This is a genomic window from Candidatus Brocadia sinica JPN1 (genome assembly GCF_000949635.1).
GTDB lineage: Bacteria > Planctomycetota > Brocadiia > Brocadiales > Brocadiaceae > Brocadia > Brocadia sinica.
This window is the reverse complement of sequence record NZ_BAFN01000001.1, coordinates 2,047,692-2,059,257: the sequence shown is the minus strand read 5'-3', so window position 1 is coordinate 2,059,257 and position 11,566 is coordinate 2,047,692. Positions and strand designations below refer to the sequence as shown.

Genomic DNA, 11,566 nt, shown 5'->3' with positions numbered 1-11,566 from the left:
GCGAAGAGACTCTTCGCTCTACATTGAAAAGTCCCCGAAGGCCTAATTTAACGTATAAGAATTTCAAACTGGTGATTTCCCCTCTAGAAAGAGGGGATTAAGAGGTGTGTAAATCTGCCATAACGCACCCCCAGCCCCTCTTGATAGAGGGGAGTTTGAAAGTCGCTGCCAAAGGCAGCCTGATTTATTATTATGCATTTCAATTTTTCCATGTATACTTCATGGATATATACCCCTTACCGAGATTGCATCTGCAACCTTCTTAACTGCAATCATCATAGCAGCGGTACGCATGTTTAATTTCTTTTCCCGGGAAAGGGCATATACCTCTTCGTAGGAGCGGTTCATGAGATTTTTCAGCCTTGCATTTACCTCGTTTTCACACCAGAAATAACATTGTGCGTCCTGAACCCACTCGAAGTAAGATACAATCACACCACCCGCATTCGCCAGGATATCGGGAATTACTGGTATTTTACGCCCAGACAGTATCTGATCCGCCTCGATTGTTGTCGGTCCGTTGGCGCCCTCGACAATTATCTTCGCTTTTATTTTATCCGCATTCTCTTTTGTAATTTGATTTTCCATTGCCGCCGGCACCAGCACGTCGCAGGGTAACTCCAGCAGGGATGCATTCGTTACGCTTTCTGCATGGGGAAAATGCTCAAACGAGCCATTTTTCGTATAATATTTTATAAGTGCATCGTGGCTTAGCCCCTTTGGATTATAGATACCGCCTCTTGAACTACTCACGGCAATAGTCTTGCAGCCCATTTCGCTGAGAAATTTCCCTACGGCCGATCCTACATTCCCATACCCCTGAATTACCACCTTAATGCCTTTCAGGTTCATCTTCTTCTGTTTCATGGCGTTGGTAATAGTGAAGACAATACCAAGACCTGTTGCATCTGTTCTTCCCAGAGAGCCGCCGACATTCACCGGTTTACCTGTCACAATCCCCGGTGTACAATAACCGTTTTTCACACTGTACATATCCATTATCCATGCCATGATTTGTTCATTGGTATTTACATCGGGGGCTGGGATATCCTTTTCGATGCCAATGATAGGCATAATAGCGTAGGTATAGCGTCGTGTGAGCCTTTCCAATTCGTTTTTTGAAAAGGTTTTGGGATTGCAGACAATGCCGCCTTTGGCGCCCCCAAATGGCACCCCTGCCAAGGAGCACTTCCATGTCATTTCCATTGCCAGCGCCTTGAGGTCATCGAGGGTAAGTTCAGAATGGTATCGCACGCCACCCTTATAAGGGCCTCGTGATGCATTGTGCTGAACCCGAAATCCGGTGAATACCCGCAGAAAACCATCGTCCATGCGTACGGGTACGGAAACAGTCAATATACGATCAAAACTTCTCAGTATCTGATGGATGTCCTCTGGAAGCATCATCAATTTTGATACGCTATCGAGTTGTGTCAGCGCCGTTTGCCAGGCACTATGTATCATTGTCTTTTCCGGCATACTATCTTACCTTCCATGTCAGGACAAAACATTCATCACATATTTTGGTTTGTTTAGAAATAGTTAATAATGGAAAAGGATTACACATTCGAATGCAAAAAGAAAACAGATTCATGCCTGTTTCGTGCCGGAATAATCTGCAACCCATTTTTCTGTGCGGATATTTTCCAGATTATAAAAATTCATCAGGGTCAGGGGGGGAAAATAGATATTAATAGTGACCAATCCCCCCGTATGAGTATTTGATACACGATGGATCGTTGTGAGGTTCACGTAAGACAACTCACCCATATGAAATCTGCGGGTAAAGGTGGGAACAATCATCCCGGCAGGCTGTTTATTGAACAGCTCCTCTGTCATGGTGCCCTGCCGGATGACCGTAACACCAATGGAACCGCCATGATCATGAATTGGGGTAATCTGTCCCTTTTTAAAGCACAAAACCGTGACCTCACACTTACTGCTGACATGAACGAAGTTCCTTTTATATTCCTGGTCTGAAAAACTGATGTACTCTTCAATCGGTAACTGCCTTCCGTCTGTTTCCATCACACATTTTTTCAGTATATCCAGAGACGATTTATCCGGCAAAGATTCCAGGCGATTGATGAATGATCTTAAAATGCTGTCCATAAATCAAAATCCTTTTGGTAAATTTGGATAAACAAGAGGCGTGGCATCATAGGTAATCTGAACCAGTTCTCCGGTTAACGCCTTCATAAATTCAATGAGGTCATTGACCTCTTGTCCGGTCAAATTCAGGGCATGAATATCAGGGCTCTTGTTTTCGCTCCTTCCTCCACCACCGTTGTAAAACTGAACCACCTCAAACAATGTGGGAAAGAATCCGTTATGCATGTAAGGAGCCGATTCGGTAATATTCCGCAAAGTAGGCGTCTTGAATGCCCCTTTGTCGGCGTCATTCTTTGTGACGCTATATCGCCCCAAATCTTCTTTGAGCGGCCCATCCGCCGGTACGCCAATGTTGTGAAACTTGTTATCGGTGAAATTCGGACCGTTATGGCATTTGATGCACTCCGCTTTCGCATTGAATAATTCCATGCCACGTTTAGCCGATTCACTCATGGCATTTACGTCCCCTTGCATATACCTGTCAAAGGGTGAATTTGCAAATACAATGGTACGTTCAAATGCAGCAATGGCCATGGCTATACCGTCAGCGGTTACGCCTGTCCCAAAGACCTCCTTAAATGCCGTAACATAATCGGGAATTCCGCTCAACTTTCTCACAACATTATCGAGGGTTTCAAACATCTCGTTAGGATTCTGGATAGGACCCAGCGCCTGTTCTTCCAGAGTAGCGGCGCGGCCATCCCAGAACTGGAATTCATTATAGGCGCAATTAATTATCGTGGGAGAATTTCTGCCTCCCTCTTTGGAGGTTGGCCCACCCAGCATCCTGGGTAACCCGTCTGCAAAACCCAGGGATGGGTTGTGGCAGGTAGCACAGCTAATCCAGTTGTTTCCCGACAGGCGGGGATCAAAGTAGAGTTTTTTACCCAGATCGATCTTTGCCCTGGTTTGAGGATTATACGCCGGAATTGCTGCCGGAGGCAGGGGGCCAAGAGGGGGAAATGCGCGCCCGGAGGCGCCTGATGTCTGTGCTGATGTTACAGGTGGATTACTGTCGCCAGCAGGAAACTGGGGAACGTCACTGCCCTGAGCAGACTGCGTTACGAAAAAAGCAAATGCACATCCAAAAATAAAACTTGTGACTTTTATGATATTCATCCTATCGATAACCTCCTGTAAAAAAAGATAAATTTGAATTTGCTATTGAGCGGAAAACCCCCCGTCTACAGATATAACCTGTCCGGTGATATAATCAGATGCCTTTGATGCCAGGAATACGACTACACCGGAAAGATCGGTGGGTTTGCCAATCCGCTTCAAAGGTATCTTTGAAATGATGGCCTTTTTAATCTTTTCATCTTCCAGCATGGTTTTAGTCATTTCCGTCTCCATGGAATAGGGAGCAATGGAATTTACCGTGACATTATATTTTGCCCATTCGATAGCCAGCGCCCGTGTTAATTGGATTACTCCACCTTTGCTGGCACAATAAGCTGCGGAGCCACCCGCTCCAAATATTCCCAAAGCTGAGCTAACATTAATAATTTTTCCCTGCTGTTTTTCGACCAGATGCTGACCAACGGTCTTTGAGCACAAATAGGTGCTGGTAAGATTGATCTCAAGCATCTTATGCCAGTCTTCCAGGGAAGATTCAAGGCAACGACCAAAAACATAGGTGCCTACATTATTAACGAGGATGTCAATGGTTTTCAATTCGCTTAAGACCTTTTCCACCATCCTTGTTACCTCTTCCTGCCTTGTAACATCAGCAACTATGGGGATTGATTTTACCCCGTTTTCCTGAATCTCCCTGGCCGTGGCTTCGATATCAGATCGTGTACGGCTAACTACTGCTACGTGAGCGCCCGACTCGGAGAGCGCCAGGGCCATCGACTTGCCCAGCCCTTTGCCGGCGCCCGTTACCAGCGCGACTTTATCCCGCAGACTAAATAATTCGACACACATATTTCCTTACTCCCATCCTTATCGTATGAGCAAATCCATATCTCGGGTTATTCGATACGTTTTCAGCTTATTTTGTCCCAGCTCTTGTCTGGCAAGGACTTTACTGAGATAGTAATTAACCTGGCGTGCCTCAGAATCATTTAATAAATCAGGATCGAAAGATCTCATCAGTTCAATGGTTTGTACCCATTCCGACTGCGTCTTCTTGGAGGTAAATACACGCTCAAGGGTATGACATTTATGACACTTTTCCAAAATAATCTTCATACCTATTTGTATATCCATCTTCGTTTCGTCAATCCCCAGATTTTTGACTAAATATCCCAGCGCCTCCAATGCTTCCTGATTGGTCATGACTGCCGGATCTTTTGCGCGCATGCGTGACAAGTAATCCCGCCAGTCAGGCTCCGTCTTGACATGGGCATAGACCCTTTCCAGTGAATGGCAGGTAGCACATCTTTGCTGGACGACCTTCCGGCCAATGTTTACATTGACCTTTACAAACCTTCCCTTTTCCTGAAGGATAACGTATTGGCTTTTGATCGCAGAAATCATATATAATCCTGCATACAAGGGGATCTGCAGATAAACGGCAATCATAAGGACCATTCCGTAGATCGGCAGGCTTTTATAAAACTTTTTATAGAGTCTGGCGATGCATATCTTAATAACGATCAGCGGGAAAATAGCGATTCCAATATAAGAATGGACGACGGCCTTTGGTGGCAACACATTAAATTCTTCGAGTTTCTGAAACATTATGACGCTGATAAATACATAGAGGGCAAAAAAAATGTATCCCCCTATTCGATGCGCCCATTTGAAATACTTTTCGTGCGTTGTATTATTTTGGCCCAGCAGGATGACGATATGTATAGTGGCAATAATACCCGTGCCGAGCAAACTGAATGCTAATAGAGAATTTGTTACTGGGCTCATGAACCGCTCTTTCAAACTATTTCAACTCGAGGGTATATACAAAAATCCCCTCAATACTTACCTCTTCAAGAGTACATCTTCCTGAAATAAAAACACTATTTACGATTTATCCTCCTTTTACCGGCCGAAGCTAATTCCTATGGATTCTGCCGCTTTTACCATCCCGTCTTTGGTTGGTACACTTTTCTGACCTTTTGCGACCTCGCTTAAGGGAACTGATTCGATCCTCTGCCCCCTGAGACAAACCATCTCACCAAGCTGTTTCCCGGTGATCAGGTCTACTGCTGCCACGCCAAACCGGGTTGAAAGGATACGATCGAAGGCACAGGGAGAACCACCTCTTTGCAAGTGACCAAGAACGGTGACACGCACCTCCATCCCGGTGCTCTTCAGATTGGCTCCAACCTTATTTCCAATTCCACCAAGACGTTCGGCACTGCCACCCTCCTCTGCAGAGCATAGTACTGAAACATCGCCCCCCATGGGTTTTGCTCCTTCAGCTACGACCACAATGCTTGATCTGTTGCCGCTGTTTTTGCGGTCAATAATTTTATGGCATACTTTTTCGATATCAAAGGGAATCTCGGGAATGAGGATTACATCGGCGCCGCCTCCAATCCCGGTTTGTAAAGCTATCCACCCCACGTATCGTCCCATTACCTCAACTACCATAATCCGGTGATGACTTTCCGCTGTAGTGTGTAGCCGATCCAATGCGTCTGTAGCTGTTTGCACGGCCGTGTTGAATCCAAAAGTGACATCCGTTGCCAGGATGTCATTGTCTATGGTCTTTGGAACACCGACAACCGGACAGCCCATCTTGAATAACTCGTAAGCGATATTGAGCGAGCCATCACCGCCAATAACGATCAGTGCATCCAAACCCAGTGAGTGAATGTTTTTTATTACCTCCCGCGAGACATCTCTCACCTCGGATCTTCCGTTTTTTGTCGCTTTGTATTCAAAAGGGTTCGCCCGGTTGGTTGTACCCAGGATTGTTCCGCCGATGGGGAGGATACCCCTGATGTTCCACGGTGTTAATGACCGTGTTTTATCAGGTAAAATAAGCCCATCAAAACCATCCTCAATCCCGACCACTTCGTAGTTATATTTCACGGTGGCCGATTTTACAATGGCACGGATAACCGCATTTAATCCCGGACAATCGCCTCCGCCTGTTAGTACACCGATTCTCTTCATGATGCATCTGTTTTTTTGACAAATTAGCGCTAGTAAATCATAGATTCATTTTTATCCGGATGGTAGAAAAACCAAGATTTTATGTTCTTTTTTTAGGGACTAATTTTCGTACGTACCCGGCCAGTGCTTGTATCTCTTCTGGTTTTAGCTTGTCGCTCCAACGAGGCATCTTGTTCTTGCCATTGATAATGGAATTTAATATCTCCTCATCCTTTTTTTGTGCCTGCCAATCTGAATCTGCCAGATCGGGGGCTTTCAATTCCCGTCCCCTCTTGGTACCTTTACCATTCTCACCGTGACAGGTAGCGCAGTGGTATTCAAATAATTTTTTTGGGTTAATTTCTTCCTCCTCCTGTCCCCAAACCGTTGAGAAACCGGAATACAAACAGAAGAAAACAAAAGAGAATATTGTATAACACACAGCCCTTTTCCAATCGCCCATACCTCAAAGCTCCCTCAAAAAAGGATACTGATATCTTAATCGCATAGAATTTCCCTTATGGACACAGATAAACACAGACCTACGGATATTTAAGGAAAGAACTTTATAAGTATCCGTGCGTATCTGTGAAGATCTGTGTCCTGTTTGAATACGAATTTATTTCTTCCCAAAACTCCTGATAACAGATACCAATGCCTTAATCTCATCCTGAGTAAGTTTTTCTTTAAACGGCATCATCTTTTCCGGAGTGCCATTGTTAATTTGCTTGATGATCTGTTCATCGGTTGTCTTTGCCTGCCATTCCGCATTAGCAAACTCACGCGCCCCTAATCCCAGTCCGAGGTCCGTAGGATGGCCATCCTCGCCATGACAGGTTTTGCAGTGGGTCATGAATAGTTTTTTAGCATCGATATCGGCGGCTTTAGAAGCCGGCATTCCCGAAAAAAAGGTAACTGTCCCTCCAATAACTGCCAATGATATTCCCGCAAAAATTCCTGTCTTACGCATATCTTTTTTCCTCCTTAAAAATGATAGATGTTAAACCAAGATCCAGTACTGACTGGCACAGATGCCTCTTTCAGCGATTATTTTCTCCGATGGATATCTTATTCTTCATAGGTGAGGACGCGAATGATGCCCATCGTACCGCCATCGGTATTGGTAGTGCTATCGCAAACGGAAACCACTTTTTTTATATTATTCTGCTGCAAAAAATCATTCACCGTTTTATCCAGTTCCATAAGTTCGTTATGGACATGGAATATCTTCAGAGATGAAGTAAAAGTTTTTACTTTTACCATAAATTGCTCCTTCTTTTTTCATTAAGAGAAACGTAGGAAATTATTTCGTCACATCCACTTCCTTTGTTCCTTCCCAGATGCCATGAAGATTGCACCGACTAAATGCCCGAAGTGTTCTTTTCCCCTCATGCTGCAAAACAACACTTAGCGACACTTCCGGTCTATTAAGCTCAGCGGTAAAATCGACCCGTGAAATATATATGTGGCCACAATACAGATCTACAAATTGAATGAAATGGCCATTTTCCATTCCATGAGGGGCTTCTCCCACCTTTATGTTTACCGTAAAGGGCTGCCCCACCTTTGCGTTGCCTTGTATGGTAATTACAGGCACATGTTTCTTTGCAGTATCTGCCGGACCTGTGGCCAGGGTATTGACCTGGCAAAACAAACTTGTTTCTGCCATTTTTCACGCTCCTTATTAAAAATGTTTAGAGAATTAAATATACCTCTTCTTTAATGGTGTGGATGCAATCTGGATCGCCTTTACAGGGCACACCGGGATGCAACGCTCGCACTCATCACACTTGTGTTGCATAATTTCCGCCTTCTCATGTTTCATAATAATGGATTCCATAGGGCAAACATGCAAACATTCTTCGCAACCGACGCATTCAGTGTTATCTACAAAAATCATAATTAGGTGCCTTTCAACGACAGGAATACCACATCCATGAAGCCTCCTGCAAAAGGTTATGAGATTATTCCGCCTTGACTTCAATCTTCCGCGGTTTTACATGTTCTGCCTTGGGCAGGACAAGAGACAAGACACCATCAGACATCTTTGCCTCAATTTTATCCCTGTTAATGGCATCGGAGATAGCAAAGTGTCTATGGTAATGTCCGATGTTATACTCATTATGGAGTATTTTCTCATCAGTATACGCCTCTTGGGAAACCTCACCGTTGATGACTAATTCATTGTCACGCATATCAATGGTTATGTTTTCGGTAGACACTCCCGGCATATCTATCAAAATAGTGAAGTTGTCCGGCGTTTCATAAATATCAGACAAAGGAAAGTACCAGTCCCCTTTTCCAGTCACGACACACTTATCAGGCGTAATCTTCTTTTTTCCGACAGCTGGATGTTCTTTTGTATCCATGATAAAAATCTCCTTTTTTGTTATGCTTTTTTAATTACAACTTGCTTTGGTTTCGCCGCCGCGGCTTTCGGGAGTTTTACCGTTAAAACACCATTTTTATAAGAAGCCGTTACTTTTTCCACGTCGGTTTTTTCAGGCAACATGAGAGAACGGGCAAACGTTCCGTAGTTCCTTTCCCTGCGCAAATACGTTATCTTTGCCGTGGTAACGACGGGTTTTCTTTCTCCCCTGATCGTTAATACATCATCAACTACCTGGACATCCAGATCACTGATTCTGACCCCGGGAAGTTCGGCACGAACAAAAACACTATCTTCATTTGCAGAGACAATAATTGGTGGAAATTCCACATTCACATAACCTTCGATTTGAGGTGTGGAACTCAAAATGTCTAATAAATCACTCATCTCTCGCTGGATATGGGTAAGGCTATTTAAAGGATCTGATCTGTCCCATTTTATAAGGTTCATTAACATTCACCTCCTGTGTGTACGTGGATGAAAAATAATATACGGACCACTTCATCTCATAAATTTTAGCTTCTATTCATAGATTATTTTAAATCTTTTGGAATTATCCAAGATTTTAGACGTCGTGTTCCACACTCCTGGATTAATTTTCATTTTTGGGGTTTTCAAAACTTTACCATTATCATGCATATGGAAATCATTTCTCTTTGAGATATAGCGGTTTATGAAAATTCCTGTATCTGTTCATTTCCATTCAGCATCCAAAATAATCGTTAATCATAGAAATTTTTATTGTATTAGGCAATAAAGATGCCAATTGGTGGGATTACTCCCAATTCTCGTAACGGATATTTTCGGAAAGATTCGTAATATAACAAAATATCTCATAACTTTCTTTGCAATATTTCTCCTGAAATCTAATTAAATAGAATTTTGGTCTAAGATTCTTGATAAAAATATCCGGAAATTTAATCTTGCCGATTAATTCTGTTTTCCGTAACTACCAGATTTGATTATGACTAGGACAAATTTATGTGATATTTATGAAAATCTGTCACTTTTGGTATAGTAATTGAGCAAATAGGAAAGTCAATCTTTTAAAAAAAATCTTATTTCTTTCTGGTAGAAAAATGCTTTCTTCCCCCAAAGTCCTGAAACAGGAAATTATGCTCCGGGTGCTGTATTCGCTCATACCAGTTGGTGTAGTGGCTGTCTATTTTTTTGGCTGGTGTATCGCCAGCGTTATAGCCGTTTCAATGATATTTGCTTTCCTGACAGAATGGGTCATGGCTTCTTTGAGAAAAGGGAAAATAAGTTATGCATGTTTTGTTACTGCAGGGATATATGCCCTTTCTCTTCCACCAACCACACCGCTATGGATCGTTACTGTTGGCATTATTATCGCTATTTTATTTGCGAAAGAGATGTTTGGAGGATTTGGGAAAAATGTATTTAATCCCGCTATCGTTGGACGCGGCTTTGTTTTTGTATGTTTTCCCATTGAACTGACGGGTCGTTTTGTGCCGGTATTTACGGGGTTTCCTGGAGGTTTCGGCCATTGGAGCATGGCGGGTTTGGAACAAACGCCGCAATTTATTGCTGAGGCAGGGCTAAAGGTTGTTGATGCAATAACCGCTGCAACACCCATGTGGACGAATCGGGATTATGGTTTTACCAGTTCAATTGTTTCCCTGTTCCTTGGTAATATAGGAACCATTTTTGAATATGAAGGCAAAAAAATGGTTCTGGCTGCCGGTTCAGCGGGCGAAGTTTCCGCGCTGGTCATATTGCTGTCGGGCGCCTATTTGTTATGGACCAAAACGGCAAATTGGCGTTTGACCTTGTCGACATTACTAGGGGCAATTATCTCTTCACTTGTCTTCAGATATGCCTTCGGCATCAGAACCGTCCCGCCACCACTCTTTACCCTCTTTTCCGGTGCGCTCTTCTATGCAGCGGTCTTTATGGTTACCGATCCGGTCAGCGCTCCCAAGGTCACCCTGTCGCAATGGATTTATGGTTTCTTTATTGGCACCATGATTGTCGTTTTCCGTTCCAAAAGCATTTTTGCCGGCGGCGCAGCATTTTCCATTCTGCTTGGCAATATACTTGCCCCATCCCTGGATTTGTGGATTAGTCGTATGAAAAGCCCTGAAAAAGGAACTGCGCCGGATAGCAAAGGGGTTGTATCGCCATGACAAAAACCTCTCCTGCCTATATTCTTGGCTTCATGATAATCATTTGCACGGTATTTGGCACGGCCATTTCTTCTGTACATTATGCAACGCTCGATATGCTCAGGAAAAACGAAAAACTGCATAGGAACAGGAGCATATGCCGTGTATTTAATCTGCCGGTCGCCAGAGCCTCTGCTGATGCCTTTCAAAAAGCAATCGATGACGACATTAGCTATGAGCAGATTGTCTCTCAGGGGCGTACATGGGATGTATATAAACAAATGGATACTGGTAATATCGGCTTTGTCTTCAGCGGTACAGGATTCTGGGACCGTATCACAGGTATTCTTGTGCTTTCGCCGGATCTGTCGGAAATCGTGAATATTCAATTCCTCGACCAGAAGGAGACACCCGGGTTGGGGGCGCGTATTGAAGAAGGCTGGTTTATTGATCAATTTAAAGGCGTTCTTATTTCATGGGACAAGCCGGTTGATAAGCGTATTATTGTAGGTCCGGCGCCGGATCCTAAAGCAAAAAACCGGGTTGATGCTATTACTGGTGCCACACAAACGTCCCTGGCGCTCATGAAGTTTTTAAATAGCGAGCTTGAGTCATTCAGAAAAGTAATGAAGGAACAAAAAGAAAAAACAATGATTGAGCCTCCTTTGCCGTGGGAATGATTGGATTACATACGAAATTGGCGTGGCGACAGAAGTTAACCCTGTCACCACAAAAAAGGAATTCCAATGCTGCGGTTGTGGAGCAACGAGCCCCATCGCTCTGCATGAAAAAGTCTCTGAAGTCCTAATTAAATGTTAAGGAATTTCTCAAGGCTGGTTCAATCCTGCAGATTGAACCAGATATTTGAATGGTAGCTTGAAATCGTGCTATGAGA

General features: G+C 43.7%; 15 protein-coding genes. 2 read left to right on the top strand and 13 right to left on the bottom strand.

All coding sequences use genetic code 11. The features are described 5' to 3' along the window. Positions 1-219: 219 nt before the first annotated feature. The 13 genes from BROSI_RS09235 to BROSI_RS09175 all read right to left on the bottom strand — a co-directional run bounded on the left by BROSI_RS09235 (position 220) and on the right by BROSI_RS09175 (position 8,995). Entirely contained in the window at positions 220-1,479 is a 1,260-nt protein-coding gene (locus tag BROSI_RS09235) for a Glu/Leu/Phe/Val family dehydrogenase (protein ID WP_052563460.1), read from the bottom strand. Between the two features lie 111 nt (positions 1,480-1,590). Then, positions 1,591-2,112, bottom strand: coding sequence for a cysteine dioxygenase (locus BROSI_RS09230; protein WP_052563459.1), 522 nt, complete (start codon positions 2,110-2,112; stop codon positions 1,591-1,593). Positions 2,113-2,115: 3 nt separating this feature from the next. Beyond that, positions 2,116-3,231, bottom strand: coding sequence for a cytochrome-c peroxidase (locus BROSI_RS09225; protein ID WP_052563458.1), 1,116 nt, complete (start codon positions 3,229-3,231; stop codon positions 2,116-2,118). 42 nt (positions 3,232-3,273) lie between these two features. Then, entirely contained in the window at positions 3,274-4,038 is a 765-nt protein-coding gene (locus BROSI_RS09220; protein WP_052563457.1) for an SDR family NAD(P)-dependent oxidoreductase, read from the bottom strand. 18 nt (positions 4,039-4,056) lie between these two features. Continuing rightward, a complete protein-coding gene (locus tag BROSI_RS09215) occupies positions 4,057-4,977 on the bottom strand; it encodes a hypothetical protein (protein ID WP_052563456.1) in 921 nt (306 codons plus the stop codon). A 117-nt stretch (positions 4,978-5,094) separates the two neighbouring features. Next, positions 5,095-6,177 carry a 6-phosphofructokinase gene (locus tag BROSI_RS09210; protein ID WP_102046791.1) on the bottom strand — a complete coding sequence of 361 codons (1,083 nt, stop codon included), beginning with the start codon at positions 6,175-6,177 and terminating at the stop codon, positions 5,095-5,097. A gap of 79 nt (positions 6,178-6,256) precedes the next feature. Next, complete coding sequence (locus BROSI_RS09205) at positions 6,257-6,619, bottom strand: c-type cytochrome (RefSeq protein WP_052563454.1); 363 nt, start codon at positions 6,617-6,619, stop codon at positions 6,257-6,259. Between the two features lie 156 nt (positions 6,620-6,775). Next, a complete protein-coding gene (locus tag BROSI_RS09200) occupies positions 6,776-7,126 on the bottom strand; it encodes a c-type cytochrome (protein WP_052563453.1) in 351 nt (116 codons plus the stop codon). Between the two features lie 98 nt (positions 7,127-7,224). Beyond that, the gene (locus BROSI_RS09195; protein WP_052563452.1) at positions 7,225-7,419 is read right to left on the bottom strand and encodes a hypothetical protein; all 195 of its coding nucleotides are present in this window, start codon (positions 7,417-7,419) and stop codon (positions 7,225-7,227) included. A gap of 40 nt (positions 7,420-7,459) precedes the next feature. Next, positions 7,460-7,825 (bottom strand): class II SORL domain-containing protein, encoded by a 366-nt coding sequence (locus BROSI_RS09190; RefSeq protein WP_052563451.1) that lies wholly within the window; start codon positions 7,823-7,825, stop codon positions 7,460-7,462. Positions 7,826-7,858: 33 nt separating this feature from the next. Continuing rightward, positions 7,859-8,056 carry an indolepyruvate ferredoxin oxidoreductase subunit alpha gene (locus BROSI_RS20995; RefSeq protein WP_200891732.1) on the bottom strand — a complete coding sequence of 66 codons (198 nt, stop codon included), beginning with the start codon at positions 8,054-8,056 and terminating at the stop codon, positions 7,859-7,861. 64 nt (positions 8,057-8,120) lie between these two features. Next, positions 8,121-8,525, bottom strand: coding sequence for an Hsp20/alpha crystallin family protein (locus tag BROSI_RS09180; RefSeq protein ID WP_052563450.1), 405 nt, complete (start codon positions 8,523-8,525; stop codon positions 8,121-8,123). A gap of 20 nt (positions 8,526-8,545) precedes the next feature. Then, a complete protein-coding gene (locus BROSI_RS09175; RefSeq protein ID WP_052563449.1) occupies positions 8,546-8,995 on the bottom strand; it encodes an Hsp20/alpha crystallin family protein in 450 nt (149 codons plus the stop codon). A 665-nt stretch (positions 8,996-9,660) separates the two neighbouring features. Here BROSI_RS09175 and BROSI_RS09170 point away from each other — a divergent pair. Further along, on the top strand, positions 9,661-10,692 hold the full coding sequence (locus BROSI_RS09170; RefSeq protein WP_157842461.1) for an RnfABCDGE type electron transport complex subunit D: 1,032 nt from the start codon (positions 9,661-9,663) through the stop codon (positions 10,690-10,692). Continuing rightward, entirely contained in the window at positions 10,689-11,351 is a 663-nt protein-coding gene (locus BROSI_RS09165) for an FMN-binding protein (RefSeq protein ID WP_052563447.1), read from the top strand. The genes BROSI_RS09170 and BROSI_RS09165 overlap by 4 nt, the downstream gene beginning before the upstream one ends. The last annotated feature ends 215 nt before the right edge of the window (positions 11,352-11,566 follow it).